This is a genomic window from Microbacterium sp. KKR3/1, assembly GCF_021272365.1.
Lineage (GTDB): Bacteria > Actinomycetota > Actinomycetes > Actinomycetales > Microbacteriaceae > Microbacterium > Microbacterium aurugineum.
Map to the genome: position 1 here is coordinate 271,030 of NZ_JAJSDW010000002.1, position 21,374 is coordinate 292,403.

General features: G+C 70.4%; 18 protein-coding genes. 11 read left to right on the forward strand and 7 right to left on the reverse strand.

The window, feature by feature from the left end; genetic code table 11:
* The first annotated feature begins 258 nt into the window (after positions 1–258).
* The 3 genes from LVJ59_RS12995 to LVJ59_RS13005 are packed head-to-tail and all read left to right on the forward strand — an operon-like array spanning position 259 to position 3,703.
* On the forward strand, positions 259–1,407 hold the full coding sequence (locus LVJ59_RS12995; RefSeq protein ID WP_232763376.1) for an ROK family protein: 1,149 nt from the start codon (positions 259–261) through the stop codon (positions 1,405–1,407).
* Positions 1,408–1,451: 44 nt separating this feature from the next.
* Entirely contained in the window at positions 1,452–2,381 is a 930-nt protein-coding gene (locus tag LVJ59_RS13000; RefSeq protein WP_131494353.1) for a polysaccharide deacetylase family protein, read from the forward strand.
* Entirely contained in the window at positions 2,378–3,703 is a 1,326-nt protein-coding gene (locus tag LVJ59_RS13005) for an MFS transporter (RefSeq protein WP_232763377.1), read from the forward strand. The genes LVJ59_RS13000 and LVJ59_RS13005 overlap by 4 nt, the downstream gene beginning before the upstream one ends.
* Positions 3,704–3,706: 3 nt before the next feature.
* Here LVJ59_RS13005 and galE read toward each other — a convergent pair whose 3' ends face one another.
* From galE to galT, 3 genes are read right to left on the reverse strand one after another with little or no spacing between them, the layout of a single operon-like run.
* Entirely contained in the window at positions 3,707–4,687 is a 981-nt protein-coding gene (galE, locus tag LVJ59_RS13010; protein WP_232763378.1) for a UDP-glucose 4-epimerase GalE, read from the reverse strand.
* Between the two features lie 49 nt (positions 4,688–4,736).
* Positions 4,737–5,930, reverse strand: coding sequence for a galactokinase (gene galK / locus LVJ59_RS13015; protein WP_232763379.1), 1,194 nt, complete (start codon positions 5,928–5,930; stop codon positions 4,737–4,739).
* Positions 5,927–7,129, reverse strand: coding sequence for a galactose-1-phosphate uridylyltransferase (gene galT / locus LVJ59_RS13020; RefSeq protein WP_232763380.1), 1,203 nt, complete (start codon positions 7,127–7,129; stop codon positions 5,927–5,929). The genes galK and galT overlap by 4 nt, the downstream gene beginning before the upstream one ends.
* A gap of 142 nt (positions 7,130–7,271) precedes the next feature.
* Here galT and LVJ59_RS13025 point away from each other — a divergent pair, with 142 nt between their 5' ends.
* From LVJ59_RS13025 to LVJ59_RS13050, 6 genes are all read left to right on the forward strand, one after another.
* A complete protein-coding gene (locus tag LVJ59_RS13025) occupies positions 7,272–8,228 on the forward strand; it encodes a LacI family DNA-binding transcriptional regulator (protein ID WP_232763610.1) in 957 nt (318 codons plus the stop codon).
* 436 nt (positions 8,229–8,664) lie between these two features.
* Positions 8,665–9,828, forward strand: a complete 1,164-nt coding sequence (locus LVJ59_RS13030; RefSeq protein WP_131492225.1) for a Gfo/Idh/MocA family protein — start codon at positions 8,665–8,667, stop codon at positions 9,826–9,828.
* Positions 9,829–9,836: 8 nt separating this feature from the next.
* On the forward strand, positions 9,837–11,018 hold the full coding sequence (locus LVJ59_RS13035; RefSeq protein WP_232763381.1) for a dihydrodipicolinate synthase family protein: 1,182 nt from the start codon (positions 9,837–9,839) through the stop codon (positions 11,016–11,018).
* A complete protein-coding gene (locus tag LVJ59_RS13040) occupies positions 11,015–11,893 on the forward strand; it encodes a sugar phosphate isomerase/epimerase (protein WP_232763382.1) in 879 nt (292 codons plus the stop codon). The genes LVJ59_RS13035 and LVJ59_RS13040 overlap by 4 nt, the downstream gene beginning before the upstream one ends.
* 186 nt (positions 11,894–12,079) lie before the next feature.
* On the forward strand, positions 12,080–13,150 hold the full coding sequence (locus LVJ59_RS13045) for a LacI family DNA-binding transcriptional regulator (protein WP_232763383.1): 1,071 nt from the start codon (positions 12,080–12,082) through the stop codon (positions 13,148–13,150).
* Positions 13,147–14,256: a glycerate kinase gene (locus LVJ59_RS13050; RefSeq protein ID WP_232763384.1), complete on the forward strand. Its 1,110-nt coding sequence runs from the start codon at positions 13,147–13,149 to the stop codon at positions 14,254–14,256. Before LVJ59_RS13045 ends, LVJ59_RS13050 begins: the two co-directional genes overlap by 4 nt.
* A 17-nt stretch (positions 14,257–14,273) precedes the next feature.
* Here the strand turns inward: LVJ59_RS13050 and pgm are convergent, their stop codons facing one another.
* Complete coding sequence (pgm, locus tag LVJ59_RS13055) at positions 14,274–15,917, reverse strand: phosphoglucomutase (alpha-D-glucose-1,6-bisphosphate-dependent) (RefSeq protein WP_232763385.1); 1,644 nt, start codon at positions 15,915–15,917, stop codon at positions 14,274–14,276.
* Positions 15,918–15,962: 45 nt separating this feature from the next.
* Between pgm and pheA the strand changes: the two genes are divergently transcribed.
* Positions 15,963–16,946, forward strand: coding sequence for a prephenate dehydratase (gene pheA / locus LVJ59_RS13060; protein ID WP_052193296.1), 984 nt, complete (start codon positions 15,963–15,965; stop codon positions 16,944–16,946).
* Positions 16,947–17,046: 100 nt separating this feature from the next.
* On the opposite strand, the gene LVJ59_RS13065 is transcribed toward pheA, so the two are convergent.
* The 3 genes from LVJ59_RS13065 to LVJ59_RS13075 form a co-directional block, all read right to left on the reverse strand.
* The gene (locus LVJ59_RS13065; RefSeq protein ID WP_232763386.1) at positions 17,047–17,256 is read right to left on the reverse strand and encodes a methyltransferase; all 210 of its coding nucleotides are present in this window, start codon (positions 17,254–17,256) and stop codon (positions 17,047–17,049) included.
* A gap of 151 nt (positions 17,257–17,407) precedes the next feature.
* Positions 17,408–18,328, reverse strand: coding sequence for a hypothetical protein (locus tag LVJ59_RS13070; protein WP_232763387.1), 921 nt, complete (start codon positions 18,326–18,328; stop codon positions 17,408–17,410).
* Between the two features lie 192 nt (positions 18,329–18,520).
* Positions 18,521–19,561 carry an LLM class flavin-dependent oxidoreductase gene (locus LVJ59_RS13075; RefSeq protein ID WP_232763388.1) on the reverse strand — a complete coding sequence of 347 codons (1,041 nt, stop codon included), beginning with the start codon at positions 19,559–19,561 and terminating at the stop codon, positions 18,521–18,523.
* Positions 19,562–19,615: 54 nt separating this feature from the next.
* Between LVJ59_RS13075 and LVJ59_RS13080 the strand changes: the two genes are divergently transcribed.
* Complete coding sequence (locus LVJ59_RS13080) at positions 19,616–21,346, forward strand: sodium:proton antiporter (RefSeq protein ID WP_232763389.1); 1,731 nt, start codon at positions 19,616–19,618, stop codon at positions 21,344–21,346.
* Positions 21,347–21,374 lie beyond the last annotated feature (28 nt).

A 21,374-nucleotide genomic window follows, 5' to 3' on the forward strand; every position in this document is an offset into this window, starting at 1 on the left:
TTCTGTGGGGGCTTCCGAGGCGTCGTGAGCGCTCTCGGGCGGCAGGGAATTCGTGACGGGATCCTTCCGGAGGGAGGTGTGCGTGGCGGGCGATCCCCCCGGATGCCGCCGTTACCGATCTGTAATCTAAGCGGCGAACCCCGAGAGCGTCAAATCGAGGGCGGAAAGGAGTGGCGAACCGTCGACGAGTGCGACGCGATGTGGCATGCTTGCGGACACCGCGTCAAGGACGCGCGAGCGAGGGAGACACCGGAACCCATGTCCAGACCACTCGCGGGACCGCAGGGCCTGCTCCGCACGCTCAACGGCCGCGCGATCCTGGAGGCCCTGGCGCGCAGTGGGCCGCAGACCCGCGCGGAGCTGATGTCGACGACCGGTCTCTCCCGCACCGCCGTCACCCAGGTGCAGCGGATGCTCGAAGGGGCAGGAGCCGTCGCCGCGGCCGGCGTGGATCGAGAGACCCGCGGACCCGCGGCCGGACGGGTCGCCCTGCATCCGCGACTCGGCTTCGCGGCCGCCGTGCACATCGACCACCACGCAGCGCATGTCGTCCTGGTCGACGCGAGCGGGACCGTGCGCGCCGAGCAGCACGCTGCGCTGACGTCCACCGAAGACCGCGTCGCGCACATCGTCGACCTCGTCGACCGCTGCCGTCGTGCGGTCAAGGCGACGAAGGACGCCGTCCACCTCGCAGTCGTCGGCGTCCCCGGCATCGTCACCCCCGATGGCGGCATCCGGGATGACCTCGGCCCTGACGGCGGCGCCTTCCGCACCGCGCTCGCCACGGCCCTCGACTGCCCGGTCCGGATCGAGAACGACGTCAACCTCGCAGCCCTCGCCGAGCTCACCGCCGGTGCGGGTGGCGATCTCGCCAGCTTCGCGCTGCTCCTGCTCGACGACGGACTGGGAGCGGGCATCGTGGTCGACGGAGCGTTGCACCGCGGATTCTCCGGTGTGGCGGGCGAGGTCATGTACCTGCCGCAGCCCCCGCTCCCGATCGGTGCACCCATCGTGAGCGATGCCGTCGTCCGCGATCTCGCTCTCAACGAGGGGTGCGACCCCGACGCCTCCCTGGCGGACCACCTCGAGGCCGCTGCGCGCGAGGACACGGCCTCGGCCCGGGTCGTGGAGGAGATCGGACGACGCATCGTGCTCGTGGCCGGCAGCGTGGGCCTGGTGCTCGACCCCGAAGCCTTCATCCTGAGCGGCCGGGCAGCACACCCCGCGCTCGTGGCGGCGATCGAGCGCATCGCCGAGGAATACGCTGCGCAGCTCCCACTGCGATTCCTCGTCTCCTCGTTCGGACCCGAGGCGCCGCTCGTCGGTGCCGTCGGCGAGGCGGCGTCCGCGCTCCGCGGCACCCTGTTCACCCGCATCCTCACGCCGGCCGCGAAGCCGGGACGCTGAGGATCGCCGCCCCTCCCCACCGCCCCTTTCCGACAGGATCACCGATGACCCTTCCCTCCGACCTCGCCGACCGTCTCGGCCTCGCCCCCGGCGCACGAGCGATCATCCTCAACGCGGATGACTTCGGCATGTGCCATGCGGCGAACACCGCCATCGTCGACCTCCTGGACGCCGGCCGGATCGACTCGGCGACCGTGATGGTGCCATGCTCGTGGTCCCCGGAGGCGCTCGCTTTCGCCGCCTCCCGCCCTGACCTCGACATCGGTGTGCATCTCGTGCTCACGAGCGAATGGTCTCGCTACCGGTGGCGGCCGCTCACCGGCACGGACACGAGCCTGGTCGACGCGGCGGGCTTCTTCCCGATGGACGTCGCGTCCGTCGAGCAGGCGGCGTCGGAGGAGGACGTGGCAGTCGAGCTCGCCGCCCAACTGCAGGCCGCGCTCGATGCCGGTGTCGATGTGACGCACCTCGACAATCACATGGGCTCCGTCTACGGACTCGTGACCGGACGCGACTTCCTCCGTCCGGTGTTCGAGCTCGCCGCGCGTCACGGGCTTCCGTTTCGGTTGCCGCGCAGCATGGACGGCGTGGGCGAGGACGCGGCCCTGCAGGCGACGCTCGATGCTGCAGCTGCCGCCGCCGATGCATCCGGCGTCGTGATCATCGACAGGTTGTGGTCGCATCCCTTCCCGCTCCTCGGGGAGGGCACGCCGGAGGAGGAGACCTACGAGCAGGTACGGGACGGCTTCATCGCCCTGTTGCGCGCCGTTCCGGCCGGCGTGACCGAGATCTACCTGCATCCGATGGTCGACGACGAGGAGCTGCGGTCAGCGGTCGACTTCAGCGCGACGAAGCGCGGCTATGAGTTGCGACTGCTCCGCGACCCCGCGGTGCTGCAGGCGATCGAGGATGAGGCGCTCGTGCGCGTCGGCTGGCGCGCCCTGCGTGACGTGCAGCGGGCAGGCGTCCGATGACCTCGGTGGGCGAGCGCCTGCGCGACCGCCGTCTCGAGGCGGCTCCGACCCGACGGCAGGCGATCGCGTTCGGAGCCTCCGGCTTCCCGACGCAGCTCATGGCGCAGACCTTCTCCGCGTTCGTCGTCTACTTCTACGTCTCGCACCTCGCGGTGCCGGCAGGGTGGGTGGCCGTGGCGATGATCGCCCACGGCATCCTGAACGCGGTGTTGAACCCCGTCGTGGGGGCGATCTCCGACCGGCTGCGCACCCCCTGGGGCCGTCGCATCCCGTGGATCGGGCTGGGCATCGTGCCGCTCGTCGTCGCGTTCACGCTGGTGTGGATGCCGCCCGAACTTCCCGTCGCCGGTCTCATCGTCTGGTTCCTCGTCGTCGTGGCCGTGTACGACATCGCCTTCGTCGTCGTGGTGCTGAACATCTCGGCACTGTTCCCCGAGATCTTCCGCACCACGGAGGAGCGCGCCCGCGGCAACGTCCCCCGGCAGATCTTCGCGATCCTCGGCATGGTCCTCGGCACGGCTGGTGCCCCCGCCCTGTACGGGGCTCTCGGATGGCCGGGTATGGCGCTCGTGCTCGGCGCGGTCTGCCTGGTGCTGCTCGCGTGGTCGTTCTTCGGCGGGATGATCGAGCGCCGGGTGCCCGAGGCGGCGTCGGAAGCCATGCGGTGGAAGGATCAGCTGACCTACACCTTCCGCAACCGGGCGTTCGTCCCCTACGTGCTGGGCTCGCTGTTCGTCCAGACCTCGATCGCGGTCATCCTGGCCGCGGTCCCCTTCTACGTGCGGTACTCGCTGCGCGCCGAGGAAGGGGAGGGGAGCCTGCTCCTCGGGGCGATCTTCGTCACGGCGATCCCCTCGATCGTGCTGTGGAGCGCGGTCGTCCGTCGTACGTCACCGCGCACCGCCGTGCTGTGGAGCGTCGCGGTGTTCGGCGTCGCCGTGCTCGGCTACCTCGCGCCGTCGACCGTGCTCGGGGCGTCGCTGGTCGGAGTCGCCGTGGGGGTCGGCGTCGGCGGACTGCTGCAGCTGCTCGAGGTGATGCTCGCGCAGATCATCGATGACGATGCCGTGCGCACCGGGCACCGACGGGAGGGCGCCTACTTCGGAGTGAACGGTTTCGTGGTGCGCGGTTCGGTCGTACTGCAGGCGGTCGTGGCCGCGGTGGTGCTGACGGCTTCGGGGTTCGACGCCACGCTCGGCGATGCCCAGCCCGAAAGCGTCGACGGGGGTATCCGTCTGATGCTCGCGGTCATCCCGCTCGGGTTCACCGCCCTCGCGTGGCTGTGCTTCTGGCTCTATCCGATCCGCACCCGCGACCTCTGAGCCCTAGAGGGACGCCGCCTTCCGCGCCTCCCAGCCCGTGCGCACCATCTCGTCGACGGTGTATCGCATGGTCCAGTCGAGGTCGCGCGCGGCGAGCTCCCCGGTGGCCACGATGCGGTCGGGGTCGCCAGGACGGCGGGGTCCGATCTCGGGGGTGAAGTCGATGCCGGTGACTCGGGCGACCGCATCCATGATCTGCTTGACGCTGAGTCCGTCGCCGGATCCGAGGTTGTATGCGGTCTCGATCGGCCGTCCGTCTGCGAGGCGCTGGGCGGCGGCGACGTGCGCTGCCGCGATGTCGCCGACGTGCACGTAGTCGCGCACGTTGGTGCCGTCCTCGGTGTCGTAGTCGTCGCCGAAGATCTTCGGCGTCCTGCCCTCGAGCAGTGCTTCGAACACGATCGGGAAGAGGTTGTGCGGGCTCACGTCGTAGACCGTGGGGTCGGCCGAGCCCACGACGTTGAAGTATCGCAGCGAGGTGTGGCGCAGCGGGTGTGCGGAGTCGGCCGTCGCGATCGCCTGGTCGCGCAGCAGCCATTCCCCGATGAGCTTCGACTCTCCGTACGGACTGGCCGGCTTCTTCGCCGTGTCCTCGACGACCAGCGCGACATCAGGAGTGCCGAACACGGCGGCCGAGGAGGAGAACACGATGTTCGAGACGCCTGCGGCCTCCATGGCCTCGAGGATGATCCGGGTGCCCTCGACGTTCTGGGCATAGGTGTGCAGGGGGCGCTGCACCGACACGCCCGCGTACTTGTACCCGGCGACGTGGATCACGCCTTCCGCGTCGTGGTCGCGCAGCGCTTTCTCGACGAGTGTGCGGTCGAGGATGCTGCCCCGCACGAACGGGACGCCCTCGGGGACGAACGGTGCGACCCCGCTGGACAGGTCGTCGAGGACGACGGGGGTCATCCCCGCGCTCGCGAGGGCGCGGACGACGTGGGCACCGATGTAGCCGGCACCGCCGGTGACGATCCAGGACACTGCATTCCTCTCCTGCCGCGGAATCTTCGCGGCCCGATGGATCATTCTGTCAGGCGTCGCGGTGAGGTCCCGCAGAAGGGGTGACGGTGAACAGGTGCGGTGCCGTGAACCGGGCCGCGACGAAGGCCGCGTTCACCGCTGCGGACACGGTCTCGACGGCATCATTTTCGATCAACGCGATCGCCGCACCGCCGAAGCCGCCGCCGGTCATCCGCGCCCCCAGTGCCCCCGCCGCGAGTGCGGTGTCGACCGCGGTGTCGAGCTCGGGGGTCGAGATCTCGAAGTCGTCACGCATCGACGCGTGCGAGGCGATCAGCAGGTCGCCGATGGCCCGCGCGCCGTCCGTGCGGAGCGTGTGCACCGTGTCGACCACGCGCTGGTTCTCCGTCACGACGTGCCGCACACGGCGGAAGGTCTCCTCGTCCAGTTCTTCGCGGGCGCGGGGCAGGTCGGCGATCGATACGTCGCGCAGTGCGGGCACCCCCAGGGCTGCGGCTCCGCGCTCGCAGGAGGCGCGACGATCGCGGTAACCACCGGTGGAGTGGGCGTGCTTCACGCGGGTGTCGATCACGAGGATGGCGAGGCCTGCCTCGGCGATGCCGAGCGGCACGAGTTCGGTCTCGAGTGAACGGCAGTCGAGGAAGAGAGCGGTGTCGGGCGCTCCCAGCATGGACGCCATCTGGTCCATGATCCCGGTGGGTGCGCCGACGGCTTCGTTCTCCGCTCGTCGTCCGATCCGGGCGAGGGCTCTGCCGTCGAGGCCCGTGCCCCACAGCTCGTCGAGCGCGGAGGCCGTCGCTCCCTCGATCGCGGCGGAAGAAGAGAGCCCGGCTCCCACCGGCACATCGGAGGCGATCGCGATGTCGACACCGTGGAACGGGCCGTCGCCGGTCGCGGCCCGGCGCAGCGCCCACGCGACGCCGAGCGGGTAGGCCGCCCATTCGGGAACGGCCGGAGACGCGCCGGGCGCGGTCGGGAAGAGCCGGTCGAGTTCGTCGAGGCCGACCTCGACCGGATCGGAGGCGAAACGGGAGCTGACCCGCACGCGGCCGCGGTCGTCGTCGCCGCGGCCGACCGCGGCGAAGGTTCTCTGCGGGATGGCGAACGGCAGGACGAAGCCGTCGTTGTAGTCGGTGTGCTCGCCGATGAGGTTCACGCGGCCGGGCGCGGACCAGACACCGTCCGGTCGCCGTCCCGTGAGCTCGGTGTAGAGCGCTCGCGCGTCGTCGTGGGCCGTGGTCATGCGGATGCTCCTTCTCCGGTGGTGGTCGGCGATGCGCGTTCGATGGCCTCGCGGAGGCGAGCGGCCCCCGCTTCCGGCGGGACTTCGGCGGCCCAGGCCCACATCGCGGCCTCGGAGCCGGCCAGGAATTTCAGTTTGTCGGCGGCGCGGCGCGGACTCGTGAGCTGCAGGTGCAGGCGCACGGTGTCGCGTCCGACGTGCACTGGTGCCTGATGCCAGGCGGCGATGTAGGGGGTGGGGGAGTCGTAGAGGGCATCGACGCCGCGCAGCAGGCGCAGGTAGAGCGGGGCCAGCTCGTCGCGCTCGGCCGCGGTCGTCTCGGCGAGGTCGGGAACGTGGCGGTGCGGCATCAGATGCACCTCGAGCGGCCAGCGGGCGGCGAACGGCACGAAGGCGGTCCAGTGCTCGCCGCGGAGGACGACGCGCTCCGACGCCTGCTCGGATTCGAGGATGTGCTGGAACAGGTCGGGGGCCGTCCGGTCGATCGACTCCAGGACGCGGGTCGTGCGGGGAGTCACGTACGGGTAGGCGTAGATCTGGCCGTGCGGATGCGGCAGGGTCACGCCGATCGCTTCGCCGCGGTTCTCGAAGGGGAAGATCTGCTCGATGCCGGGCAGTGTCGACAGGGCAGCGGTGCGGTCCGCCCAGGCCTCGATCACGGTGCGGGCGCGGGTCTCGGACTGCGTGCCGAAGGAGCCGGAGTGCTCGGGGCTGAAGCACACGACCTCGCAGCGCCCGATGGCGGCGCGGGTGCGGCCGAGGCCCAGCGCCGAGAGGTCGTCCCGTCCGCGCGGTGCATTGGGCGCCTGGGGGGCACCGCCCACGGCTTCGCTGAGCGCGGGGCCGAACGCGGGGGAGCGGTTCTCGAACACCGCGACGTCGTATCGCGAAGGGACCTCGGACGGGTTCCCGGGGGTCTGCGGTGCCAGGGGGTCGGCGTCGGCGCCCGGCATCATCACGCGGTTCTGTCGATTCGCGGCCACCGTGATCCAGTCGCCGGTGAGCACGTCGAGGCGCATGGTCGCGGTGTCGGGGCGCGGGTCGAGCACGCGGGCGTCGACCGCCCGCTCGGCGCCCAGAGTCGTGCCGGGTTCGTCGTAGTAGAAGAGGTCACGGCCGTCGGCGAGGGTGGTGGTGCGTTTGACGACGCCGGCGCCGAGGTCCTCGGTGCGCAACTCAGGAAGATCGTGCGTGTTCACGTAAACATGGTACGCACAGGGCCGTGATAACGTCAACATGACGGAGTTGTGAACCGGTGGACGGAGAGACAGGGTGAGCGAGCGCGGCGAGGTCGAGGGCCTCAGGGTCGATCGGCGACGCTCCTCCACGGGGCGCGTGTCGATGGCGATGGTCGCCGTCCGCGCCGGGGTCTCGGGGCAGACTGTCTCGCGCGTCGTCAACGGCAGCCCGCGGGTCGATCCCGACACCCGAGCTCGGGTCGAGCGTGCGATGGCGGAACTCGGCTACCGACCCCACCGTGCCGCTCGGGCCTTGCGCACCGGCCGTTCGCAGACCATCGGGCTCGTCGTCACCACCCTCGCCACGGTCGGCAACTCACGGATGCTGCAGGCCACCGCCGAAGCGGCAGCCGAACGCGGGTACGCCCTCACGCTCGTGACCGCTGCCGCCGGTGTCGCCCAGGCGTTCGAGCGGCTCGCCGAGCAGGAGGTCGACGGTGCGATCGTGCTGAACGAGGCCTCGGCGCTTGTCCCCGGTGCGCAGCCGCCCGAGGGACTGCGCCTGGTCGTGGTGGACGCCCCGACCGAAGCCGGGTTCGCGTCCGTGCACAGCGATCATGCCGGTGGTGCCTCCGCGGCCACGGCCCGACTGCTCGCTCTCGGCCACGACACGGTGCACCACCTCGCGGGACCAGCCGACTCCTTCGCCGCAATCGAGCGTGAGCGCGGATGGCGCGAGACCCTCGTGACCGCCGGAGTCCGCCCGCCCCCGGTGGTCCGCGGCGACTGGAGTGCGGACTCGGGGTATGCGGCGGGCGGGGAGTTGCGGGCGGCGTCCGCCGTCTTCTGCGCCAACGATCAGATGGCGCTCGGTCTGTTGCGCGCGCTCGCCGAAGCGGGGCGACGGGTGCCGGACGACGTCGGGGTCATCGGATTCGACGATGTGCCGGAGGCGGCGAACTACCGTCCTCCGCTGACCACGATCCGCCAGGATTTTGCGGCTCTCGCACACCGGGCCGTGTCGTCGCTCGTCGCGGCGATCGAGGGTAATGCGGGAGATCCGGTGTCGGTCGTCGTCCCGACGGAGCTCGTCGAGCGCGCCAGCACATCCTCGCGCTGACGCGTCCCTGCTTCTTCCTCCCACCCCTTCCCCCCCGCTCCCTCCTCCCGCCCCCTCGCTGCCTCCTCCCCGCGCCCCCTCCTGTCGTCGACGCCCCCTCCTGTGTCGAGACCTCCTCATGTGTCGAGACCCCCTCCTGTCGTCGACACCCCCTCCTGACGTCGACACCCCCTCCTGACGTCGTTCGCGCGAGGGGGTCTCGGCGCGCACGGGGGGCGTCGACGGAAGTGGTGAGGCTGGACCGGACCGGAGCGGGGCGCCGGACTCCCGGACCGGATCGAGACGCCGGACTCCCGGACCGGATCGGGGCGAGGGGCCGCCGGGTCGGATTGCGTGGTTGCACTCGGGTGGAAGCTCATGACATGATCTCGGAAAGCGCTTTCCGGTCCCGTGGATCGGAACCACGACCAGCCTCCCGAGACAGAAACGGAACACCATGGCACAGGCGAACACCCGCGAGATCGGGATCATCATGAACGGCGTCTCGGGGCGCATGGGCTATCGGCAGCACCTCGTGCGCTCGATCCTCGCGATCCGCGATCAGGGCGGCATCGAGTTGTCCGACGGTTCCCGCATCACCGTGAAGCCGATCCTCGTCGGCCGCAACGAGTCCAAGCTCGCCGAGCTCGCCGCGAAGCACGGCATCGAGGACTGGACGACCGACCTCGACGCCGCGCTCGCTGACCCCCGGTGGGAGATCTACGCCGACTTCCTGGTCACCAAGGCCCGTGCCACCGCGATCCGCAAGGCTATCGCCGCGGGCAAGGCGATCTACACCGAGAAGCCCACCGCCGAGTCGCTCGAGGAAGCACTCGAACTCGCGCGCCTCGCGAAGGAAGCCGGCGTGAAGACCGGGGTCGTGCATGACAAGCTCTACTTGCCGGGCCTGCAGAAGCTCAAGCGCCTGATCGACTCGGGCTTCTTCGGTCGCATCCTCTCGGTGCGCGGCGAGTTCGGGTACTGGGTGTTCGAGGGCGACTGGCAGCCCGCGCAGCGCCCAAGCTGGAACTACCGCACGGAAGACGGTGGCGGCATCATCACCGACATGTTCCCGCACTGGAACTACGTGCTGGAGAATCTCTTCGGCGAGGTCAAGAGCGTCTACGCGCAGGCGGCCGTGCACATCGCCGACCGCTGGGACGAGCAGGGCGAGCACTACACGGCGACGGCCGAGGACGCGGCCTACGGCATCTTCGAGATCGAGGGCGGCGTGATCGCCGAGATCAACTCCTCCTGGACCGTGCGCGTGAACCGGGACGAGCTCGTCGAGTTCCAGGTCGACGGCACCCACGGATCCGCGGTGGTCGGGCTGTTCGGCGCGAAGATCCAGCCCCGCAACGCCACCCCCAAGCCGGTGTGGAACCCTGATCTCGAAGACACCCGCGACTACGACGCGGACTGGCAACAGGTGCCGACCAACGATGTCTTCCTCAACGGCTTCCGCCAGCAGTGGGAGGAGTACCTGGTGTCGTACGTCGAGGGCACCGACTACCCGTTCGACCTGCTCGCGGGCGCCCGTGGAGTGCAGTTCGCCGAGGCCGGTCTGACCTCCAGCGCCGAGGGCCGCAAGATCGCCCTCGAGTCGTTGACCCTGGATTGAGGCGCACGATGGCCACACTCCGCCTCCTGCACCCGACAGGCGCGACCACCGACGTCGCCCTCAACGATGTCGGTGCCTGCACGCGTCCGACCGCGCCGCTGCGGAGCCGTGTCGCGTACGCCGCCGCACACGTCGTGCCCAAGGTGCACGCCGACAACACCCCCGGGCAACCCGCCGACATCGACTGGGACGCCACGCTCGCGTTCCGCCGCAACGTGTTCTCCTGGGGGCTCGGTGTCGCCGATGCGATGGACACCGCGCAGCGCAACATGGGCTTGGACGCCGCGGCCACGCGGGAACTGATCGCTCGCAGCGCTGAAGTCGCCCGCGAGGAAGGCGGCTCGGTGGTGGTCGGCGTCAACACCGACCACATCGCCGAGTCGGAAATCTCCCTCGAGCAGGTGATCACGGCCTACACCGAACAGCTGCACTTCGCAGAGGAGCACGGGGCCGGTCCTGTGCTGATGGCGTCCCGGCACCTCGCCCGCGCGGCGACGGGTGCCGCGGACTACCGTCGCGTCTACCGCGAGGTGCTGTCCCGGGCGACGACCCCCGTCGTGCTGCATTGGCTCGGAACCGCCTTCGACCCTGAGCTCGCCGGCTACTTCGGGGCAGACGGCTGGCAGGAGGCAGCCGAGGTGCTGCTGCAGATCATCGCCGAGAACCCGGGGAAGATCGCGGGAGTGAAGATGAGTCTGTTGAACGCCGAGTCCGAGATCTCGGTGCGCGCACGGCTTCCCGAAGGCGTGCGGATGTTCACGGGCGACGACTTCAACTACGTCCGTCTGATCGGGGGCACAGCGGAAGGGATGACGCCGGGCGACGACATGCACTCCGACGCGCTCCTCGGCGCGTTCGCGGCGATCACCCCGGTGGCTTCGGCGGCGATCCAGGCTCTGGACGCCGGTGACCAGGAGGAGTATCTGCGCATCCTGGGCCCGACCGAAGCGCTCAGCCGGCAGATCTTCGCCGCCCCCACGTTCTATTACAAGACGGGCGTGGCCTTCCTCGCCTGGCTGAACGGGCATCAGCCCGCGTTCCAGATGGTCGGTGGCCTGCATTCCGCGCGCAGCCTGCCGCATCTGAGTCGCATCGTCGAGCTCGCGAACACCTCGCTCGCGCTGGAGCAGCCCGACCTCGCGCAGGAACGGTGGCACCGCATGCTGCGCGTGAACGGAGTGGACGCATGAGCCCTTCTTCGCATACCCCCGACCCGCGCCTGTCGATCAACCAGGCGACGATCAAGCATGCCGATCTCGCCACCGCGTTGCGGGTCACGGCCGACGCGGGGGTGCGATCGATCGGCCTCTGGCGGGAGCCCGTGCATGCGGTCGGCCTCGACGTCGCCGCGCGGATGCTGTCCGACTCGGGTCTGCGCTTCTCCACCCACTGCCGGGGCGGCTTCTTCACCCTGCCGGCCGGTGCGGACCGGGAAACGGCATTGGATGACAACCGCAGGGCGATCGAGGAGACCGCGACGCTGGCCGCGGCCGGTGCGGAAGGCTCGACCGCCGTGCTCGTGCTCGTCGCGGGCGGATTGCCTGCGGGATCACGCGACCTGATCGGAGCGCGGGAGCGGGTGCGCGATGCGATCGGTGTCCTCGCTCCCGAGGCGGAGGCGGCGGGGGTGACGCTCGCGATCGAGCCGCTGCATCCGATGTACGCGTCGGATCGCGCCGTCATCTCGACGCTCGGGCACGCACTCGACATCGCCGCTGACTTCGCGCCCGAGGTGGTCGGGGCCGCCGTCGATACGTTCCACATCTGGTGGGATCCGCAGGTGCTCGAACAGATCGCGCGGGCGGGCAGGGAGAACCGGATCGCGACCTATCAGGTGTGCGACTGGAAGACACCCCTCGCCGCCGACGTGCTGCTCTCCCGGCACTACACAGGAGACGGGGTGATCGACTTCGGCTCACTCACCCGTGCGGTCGTCGCGACCGGGTACGACCGCGACATCGAGGTCGAGATCTTCAACGCCGAGATCTGGGCGGATGCCCCGGAGAGCGTCGTGCGCCGCACGGCGGAGACGTTCGCGGCTGCCGTCTCTCCGCACCTCGCATGAGGTCCGATCCGGAGGTTCGGCGCACCACCTGTCGGGAGCGCGCACGGATGCAGGGCGCACGGGCGGCTTTCCGTCCGACATCCATGCATCGGCCCGACATCCGTGCATGGGGCGTCGGTGTGTCGGCGGGCCGCCCGTGACCCCCGAGGTCGGCGCGGTACCGGGCGGGGAAGTAGGATCTGGGGCATGACAGAGCCCGCATCGTCGGCGGAGCGGCCGGCGCCGACCAGGGCCCAGCGTCACACGCGGGGACCCGCACCCACCCTGCACGACGTGGCTCGCGAGGCCGGTGTATCGCTTGCGACCGCCTCCCGTGTGCTCAACGGATCGGAGCGCAAGGTCGCCGAGTCGTTCCGTGAGCGTGTGGAAGCGGCGGCCGCGGAGCTGGGCTACACCGCGAACGTCTCCGCCCAGGCGACCGCGCGTGGCACCTCGCCCGTCATCGCTCTGCTCGTCGCCGACATCGCCGATCCCTACTTCGGTCTGATCGCCTCGGGGGTGGCGCGCGGTGCCGACGAGCACGGGCTCGTCGTCACGGTCGCCATCACCGACCGTGATCCGGCCCGGAAGGCGCGCATCGTCCGAGCTCTGCGGGGTCAGCGGCCGCGGGGCCTGATCCTCGCCGCCTCCGGCACGCAGGAGCCGATCGAGGCGGATGTCGCCCACGACCTCGCCGAGTTCTCGCGTCTGGGCGGCAGGGTGGTCGCCTTCGGGCCGGGCTCCGGCGTGGAGCGGAGTATCGAGATCGACAACCGCTCCGGAGCCGAGGCGCTGGGACGACGGATGGCCGAGCGGGGGTATCGCTCGGCTATCGCGCTCGGTGCCGCCGAGGGCGTGTGGACCTCGGATGATCGTCTGGCCGGGTTCCGCGCCGGGTTCGAGGCTTCAGGAGGAGCTGTCGTGCGCACGCTGCGTGGCGGCTTCCTCCGTGAATCAGGCGCGGAGAGTATGGCCGCGGCGCTCGCCGATGGTGTGCCCACCGGCACCCTGGTCTTCGCGATCACCGATGTCGTCGCGATCGGCGCGATGTCCGCGATCCGCGACGCCGGTCGGGAGATCGGCGCCGATATCGCGGTCTGCGGCTTCGACGACGTGCCCGCGAGCAGCGACGTCTCCCCGGCACTGACGACGGTGCGTGTGCCGCTGAGCGAGGTCGGCTACCAGGCCTTCCGTGCGACGGTGGATGCGGACTGGGAGCAGGCGCCGCTGCCGCTCGACGTGGTCGTGCGCGCCAGCACCCCGGGAGTCCCGCGGTGACTCGGGTCGTGCTGGCCCCGGACAGCTTCAAAGGCACGATCACGGCAGCCGATGCCGCGGCGGCGCTCGCCGAAGGATGGGCGTCCGTCGACCCCGCGGCGGAGTTCGTGCACCGGCCCATGGCGGACGGCGGCGAGGGCACCGTGTCGGCGTTCGAGGCCGCGGTTCCCGGGGCCGTGCGGATGCCGGTCACGGTCGACGGGCCTGCGGGGCACCGGATCGAGACCTCCTGGCTGCTGCTTCCCCCGACCGAGGATGCTCCCGCGGGGACGGCTGTCGTCGACCTCGGCTCGACATCGGGCATCGAGTTGCTGACGGAGCTGCGCCCCTGGGACGCCGACACCGCCGGGTTCGGGCAGGCCATGGCCGCCGCACTCGATCACGGGGTCTCGCGCCTCGTCGTCGGGATCGGCTCGAGCGCATCGACCGACGGCGGCACCGGCATGCTGTCGGCACTGGGGGCGCGGTTCCTCGATGCCGCGGGCGCTCCTGTCGCTCCGGGCGCACGGGGACTCGGAGACATCGCCGCGGTCGACCTCTCCGGACTGCGCCCGGCTCCGGAGGTACGCGTGCTCACCGACGTGACGAACCCGCTCGTCGGTCCGCGCGGGGCCGCCGCGGTGTTCGGCCCGCAGAAGGGACTGCGCACCCCCGACGACATCGTCCTCGTCGACGATGGGCTGCGCCGGCTCGCCGCACTGCTCGGCGTCGATCCGGACGGCGCGGGGAACGGCGCGGCCGGAGGGACCGGTGCCGCCCTGGTGGTGTGGGGCGGAGTCCTCGCTCCCGGCGCATCCGAGGTCGCAGAACTCATCGGGTTGGCCGACGCGATCGCCGACGCCGATGTGGTCATCACCGGGGAGGGGGCCTACGACGGGCAGTCCGGCGACGGCAAGGTGCCCTCCTACCTCGCGGGTCTCGCCGCTGAGGCCGGGACGCGCGCGATGGTCGCGGCCGGTCGCATCACCGAGGATGCGGATACCGCGCTGTTCGCGGCATCCGCCTCGCTCACCGAGCTTGCCGGCTCGTCCGACGCGGCCCTTGCCGAACCGGCGCGCTGGCTGCGCGAGGCCGGCGCCGTGCTGGCCCGTTCCGCCGCAGCCTGAGACGTCGCCCGCGTGGATCAGTCGCCGAGTGCGGCCGACACGACAGCGCGTGCCTCCGCCTGGACCTCCGCGAGGTGTTCGGGGCCGCGCAGGCTCTCGGCGTAGAGCTTGTAGACGTCTTCCGTGCCGGACGGTCGCGCCGCGAACCAGGCGTGCTCCGTCTGCACCTTGAGCCCTCCGATCGCCGCACCGTTGCCGGGCGCGTGGGAGAGCTTCGCCGTGATGTTCTCCCCTGCGAGGCTGGTCGCCGTCACCGACTCGGGGGCGAGCTTTCCGAGCGTCGCCTTCTGCTCCGGTGTCGCGGGGGCGTCGACCCGCTGGTAGGCCGAGGCACCGAAGGCTTCCTCCAGCTCGGCGTACCGCTCCGAGGGCGTCTTGCCCGTGACGGCGATGATCTCGGCGGCCAGCAGGCACAGCAGGATGCCGTCCTTGTCGGTCGACCACACCGAGCCGTCCTTGCGGAGGAAGGACGCTCCGGCCGACTCCTCGCCGCCGAACGCGACCGATCCGTCGAGGAGTCCGGGGACGAACCACTTGAACCCGACCGGGACTTCCAGCAGGCGGCGACCGAGCGATTCGGCGACGCGGTCGATGATCATCGACGACACGAGCGTCTTCCCGATCGCGGCATCGCGGGGCCAGTCCTGCCGATGCGAGAACAGGTAGTCGATCGCGACGGCCAGGTAGTGGTTCGGGTTCATCAGCCCGGCATCCGGGGTGACGATGCCGTGCCGGTCGGCATCCGCGTCGTTCCCGGTCAGCACGTCGTAGTCGCCCTTCTTCGCGACCAGCGACGCCATAGCCGAGGGCGACGACGGATCCATCCGGATCTTCTCGTCCCAGTCCAAGGTCATGAAGCGCCAGGTCGGGTCGACCTCGGGGTTCACCACGTCCAGGTCGAGGTCGTGCATCTCGGCGATGAGTGCCCAGTACTCCACGGACGCTCCGCCCAGAGGGTCGGCGCCGATGCGCACCCCGGCCGTGCGGATCGCGTCGAGGTCGATGATGGACGGCAGATCCCGCACATACTCCTCGCGGAAGTCGTAGCCGGTGAGGGCATCCCAGTCGATGTCGGCGAAGCGCTCGAGTTTCACTCCCTCGAGCCCCGCGGCGATCAGGGCGTTCGCGCGGTCGGCGATCCATCCGGTGGCGTCGGTGTCGGCGGGTCCTCCGTGCGGCGGGTTGTACTTGAAGCCGCCGTCGCGGGGTGGGTTGTGCGACGGGGTCACGACGATGCCGTCCGCGCGACCGGGGTCGTCGGCAGCGCGTCCGCGGTTGTAGGTCAGGATCGCATGGCTGAGCGCGGGGGTCGGCACCCACGAGTCGCGGGCATCGACCCGCACGTCCACACCGTTCGCGAGCAGCACCTCGATGGCGCTGCGCTCGGCGGGCAGGGAGAGCGCGTGTGTGTCCCGACCGAGGAACAGCGGACCCGTGATCCCCTGGGCTGCGCGGTAGTCCACGATCGCCTGCGTCGCGGCGAGGATGTGGTTCTCGTTGAAGCTGTTCGACAGGGACGAACCGCGATGGCCGCTGGTCCCGAAGACGACCCGCTCGGCCGCGACCTCGGGGTTCGGTGTGCGGTCGTAGTAGGCGGCGATCAGTTCGTCGACGTCGATCAGGTCACTTTCCTCCGCAGGGAGGCCGGCACGGCTGGTCATCCTCTCAGTCTGCCCCCTGATCGGCGGGATCGCACCCGAGAAGTCATGCGTATCTCCGTCGTCGCGCCGAGGGCTAAGGTGAAACCCGTGACTGAACGCCGCACCTACAGCTATCTCGGCCCTGCCGGAACCTTCACGGAGGCGGCGCTCGATCAGGTGGCGGAGGCTCGCGGCCAGACGTGGCGCCCCGTGCACAACGTGGGGGAGGCGCTGGCCGACGTGCTCGAGGGCCGCAGCGATGCCGCCATGATCGCGATCGAGAACTCCATCGAGGGCGGTGTGTCCACCACGCAGGATGCGCTGGCGACCCTGCCCGGCCTGCGCATCATCGGTGAGTACCTGGTGCGGGTGAACTTCGTGCTCGTCGCCCCGCGTGGCACGACGCTCGATCAGGTCGAGGTGATCGCGGCGCACCCCGTCGCCTATGCGCAGTGTCATGGCTGGCTCGGTGAGCATCTGCCCTCGCACTCGCACGTGCCGGCCTCGAGCAACGTGGCGTCGGCGATCGGCGTCCTCGACGGAACCCTCGCCGCGCAGGCGGCCATCGCGGCCCCGGGCATCGTGAGCCACTACGACGTCGACGTGCTCGCGGAGGGCATCGGCGACAATGCGCAGGCCGTGACCCGCTTCGTGCTGGTCACCCGGACGACCCGTTCCCCCGAGCCCACCGGCGCCGACAAGACCTCCCTGATCGTGGAGCTCCCGCACGATCACCCCGGTTCGCTCCTCGAGATGCTGGAGCAGTTCTCGACCCGCGGGATCAACCTCTCGCTCATCGAGTCGCGGCCGATCGGCGACGAACTCGGTCGCTACCGGTTCGTGATCGACGCGGACGGACACATCGAGCACGAGCGCATGGCCGACGCGCTGCTCGGCATCCGGCGCTTCAGCCCGCGCGTGGTGTTCCTCGGCTCCTACCCGCGTGCGGATCGCCAGATCGTGCAGTACCCCGACCGCTACTCGGACGACGTGTTCGTCGAGGCGCGCGACTGGCTGCGCGGCATCCTCTCCGGCGAGCCCGAGGTCTGACCTCCGCCCCCGCCTCCCGTGAGGCTGTTGCGGGATCGAAAACGCGCCTCCGGGACGTCACGGAGGCGCGTTTTTCATCCCGCGAGAGCGGGACTTGGGGTCAATGCTCCTGGAAGCGCGGCCAGTCGCTGCCGGGAGCCATGCGCGCGTGCAGGGCACCCTTCGCGGAAGCGAGGCTGGGATAGGTGCTGGCTTCGGCATCCGCTCCCGCCATCGTGACGTGGTATCCATCGTCGTCGTGCCGGATGCTGCCGACTACTCCATTGCGTCCGTAAGCGACCCAGAGTGCGAGCGTCTTGGTGGTGCTCATCCTCGGACCCCCTTTCTGCCGTCGAGGGTACGCCGATCTGTGTGTTGTCGACACCCCTTGACGGGATCCGCGGCGCGGTTGCGGGATCGATAACGCACCTCCGCTGGTCGGGGGAGGAGCGTTTTTGATCCCGCACGGGAGGACGCGGGTGTCAGCGCGAGGAGATCGCCCGGCGGATGAGGGAGACGAGGGCGGCGCCGCCCTCGCGCAGGTCGAGCTCGGTGACGCGGACCACGATCCACCCGGCGGCTTCGAGGTCGCGCTGTCGACGGATGTCGGTGCGCCACTGCTCGCGGCTCGTGCGGTGTCCGTCCCCTTCGTACTCGATCGCGATGCGCCACTGCGGATAGGCGAGGTCGACGCGGGCGATCGCCCGTCCGGCGGCCCGGACGACGTGCTGGATCTCCGGCTCGGGAAGCCCTGCGTCGACCAGCAGCATCCTGGTCTCGGTCTCCTTCGGTGACTCGACTCCTCCGCGCACTCGGGGGAGAGCCCTGCGGATGCGCCCACACCCGGGGAAGCGCCCCCACTCGAGGAGCCGCTGTTCGATCCTCTCGACGTCCACCGAAGGTCTGCCTTCGTGGAGGCCGGGGTAGTTGTCGGCCGCGGTGATCAGGGCTTCCAGGGCGACGGTCATCGGCACACGGGTCAGCTCCGCGGCGCAGAGGAAGAGCGCAGCCACGGGGTCGACCACCGGTGCCCTTCCGATCTCCCAGGAGTGCGCTCGCCCCGAGGCGATGCGACGACCGCGGATGCCGCCGGTGCGCGGGGGAGAGTGGCCCGTGTCCACCGCGATGTCCAGGGGTTCGGTCGTCGTCCAGCGAACCGGGAAGGGGATTCCCCAGAGCCGCAGGGCCGTCCGTCCGGCGAAACGCTGGCCCGGTCGCAACCGCGGCACGTAGCACTCCACGTGCTCGACGAAACTGGCGGGCGCCTCCGCGGCGCGGACACCTGCATACGGCCGGATGAGATCGCGCGCGGAGTGCCGCTTGCGCCCGACTCCGGACGCTTCGGCATCGCGGACGGAGAAGTGCGCGCCGAGCTCGGCGGGGAGGGGGATCCGGTGTCGCATCCGCCCATGGTCGCTCGCGAGCTTCCGCTCCGTCCCGCCCTCCAGCCTCGCGCTCCGGCATCTGTGGACAACTGTCGCCTGTGGAGAGCGCCCGCTCCGGCTGCGGGATCAAAAACGCGCCTCCGGGTGCCCGGGGAGGCGCGTTTTTCATCCCGCAACCGAGCGGGGACCGGGACCGGGGGACGGACGGGGTCAGAGGGCGGCGGCGATGAGCTCCAGGGTCTGGGCTCGGCCGAGGGTGGAGTCCTTCGGCTCGGACTCGTACGCACCGGCGACCGGGGACAGCATGACCTCGTCGACACCGTGGCGCTCGGCGAAGCCGCGGACCTCTGCGGCCACGCTCTCTCCCGTGCCGACGAACCAGCGGGAGCGGGCGGCCTGGACGACCTCATCCGTGGTGGCGTCCGTCTCCGCGGCGAGTGCCTCCTCGACGGTCTCGAGCGCTCCCAGGGGCTGGTTCAGCCGCAGCCGTGCCATCATCCGCAGTTGCGGGAGCGCGCGAGCTTCCGCTTCCTCCGAGGTGGGCGCGGCGACCGCGTTCACCGTGAGGAAGGTCCGGGGCTCCGGGTGCTCCTCGCTCGGGCGGTAGCCCGTGCGGTACAGGTCGAGCGCGCGCTCGAGGCCCTGTCCCGAGAAGTGGTTCGCGAAGACGTAGGGGAGTCCGTGGGAGGCCGCGAGCTGGGCCGAGTAGTCGCTCGATCCGAGCAGCCACACCTCGGGGGACCCGGTCGCCGCCGGGGTCGCGCGCACGGTGTACTCGCCGCCCGAGGTGAACCGCACGGTGGCGCCGTCGCCCGAGAGGAGCGCGGCGATGTCCTGGACGTGACGGGGGAACTGCTCGACGTCACTCGTGGTGCCGGAGCCGCGGAGCAATTGCGTGATCACGGGGTCGCTGCCGGGCGCGCGACCGAGGCCGAGGTCGATGCGTCCCGGGGCGATAGCCTCGAGTGCCGCGAACTGCTCGGCCACGATGAGGGGCGCGTGGTTGGGCAGCATCACACCACCGGATCCGAGTCGCAGGTGCGTCGTGCGCGTCGCCGCAGCGGCGATCAGCACCGGGGGTGTGGTGGACGCGACGGCCGGCATGTTGTGGTGCTCGGCGAACCAGTAGCGGCGGTAGCCGAGGCGGTCGGCGGTCTCGGCGAGGGACAGGGAGGAGGCGATGGCCTCGGCGCTCGTCTGGCCGGTGCGCACCGGGACGAGATCGAGGACGGAGAGAGCTGTAGCGGACATCCTCTCCTGCAACGTCTCGCGGGGTGGCGTCATTCCCCCCGGTAGCGTTGCCGTATGGAAGCAGGCATCTTCTACGTCCTCGTCGGTTCCGTCGCCGTGGCCGCGTTCGCGCGTTGGAGAGGATGGCCGGCGCCGCTGCTCGTGACCGTCGTGGCGCTCGCCGCGTCATTCCTGCCGTTCGTGCCCGAGCTGGACATCGACGGACACCTGCTGCTCAGCCTGGTGCTGCCGCCACTGCTGTACTCAGCCGCGCTCGACGTGTCGTTCGTCGGCTTCCGGCGCAGCCTGCCGCAGATCCGTCGGCTCGGGATCTGGCTCGTGCTGCTCACCGCCGTCGCCGTGGGGTTCGTGGCGTGGTGGCTCCTGCCCTCGCTCACCCTTCCCGGCGCGCTGCTGCTCGGTGCGATCGTGGCTCCGCCGGATGCGGTGTCGGCCGCGGCGATCGGCCGTCGCCTCGGACTGCCCCGGCGCATCATGACCGTGCTCTCCGGCGAGAGCCTGATCAACGACGCGACCTCCCTCACGCTCTACCGGGTGTTCGCGGCCATCCTCGCCGGTGCGACGCTGACGGTCTGGGACGGCATCTGGCAGTTCCTCCTGGCGGTCGGCGTCGGCGTCGGCGTCGGTCTGGTGTTCGGAATCGTCCTGCACCAACTGCGCACCCGCATCAGCGACCCGGTGGTGATCGGCACATTCGGGCTCCTCGCCCCGTTCGGTGCCTACGCGATCGCCGAGCACCTGCTCGGATCCGGGGTGCTCGCGGTCGTCGCGATGGGGCTCTACGTCGGCTACAACTCGCCGCGCACCGACTACACCACGCGGCAGCAGGAGAAGCCGCTGTGGCTCTCGGCCGACCTGCTGCTGGAGAGCTTCGTGTTCGCCTACATCGGTCTGCAGTTCCCGCGTGTGCTCAACGACCTGGGCAGCGAGTCGGTCGGGCGGATCCTGCTCCTGTCGGGAGCGGTGTTGCTCGTGGTGCTGATCGTGCGACCGCTCTACATCTATCCGACCAGCGCGTGGGCGAACTTCCAGGATCGCCGACGGCTCGAACGCTGGGATCGCGGCGTCGAGACCGAGCAGTTCGAGAAACGACACAAGAAGTCCCGTCGCTGGGGGGACTACTCCCCCGACGAGTTGCGCAGCCATATCGTGCGCGAGCGGATGGCAGGGCTGCAGCTCAGCTGGAAGGACAGCGCCGTCATCTCCTGGGCGGGGATGCGCGGTGTGGTGACCCTCGCGATCGCGGTCGCCGCCGCCGACCTCGCGACCCTCGACACCGAGGCGTCGCATGCCATCGTCGTCGTCGCCTTCATCGTGACCGTCGGCACGCTGCTGATCCAGGGGCTCACCCTCCCGCTGCTGATCCGCGGTCTCGGGATCGCGAGCGACGTCGACGAGGAAGAGGACCGGGAGGCGCTCGCCGCCGTCCGGGAGAAGAGTCGCGAGGCCGGCAAGGCCTACCTGGCGACGAAGCGTGTCGAATGGGAGGCGAAGTACGGCGAGGTCGACCTCGGGATCTTCGACGCGTTCACCAAGCGGATGACCCGGGTCGAGAAGGACACGGACGAGGTGCAGAAGGTGGAGGATGCCGCAAGCCGGCCCTCGTACGAGGACCTCGTCGCCCTGACGAAGGGCTGGCTGCAGGTGCGGCGAGAGATCCTGCTCGCCGAGCGGGATGCGGGCAACCTCGATGAGGAGGTCATGCGCGAGCTGATCGCCGCGATGGATGCCGAGGAGCTCGCGCTCGACACCCGGGGTGCCACGCGTCCGCAGAGCCGCGCCTGAGTGCCGGACGACGGAGCGCCCCGTCCCG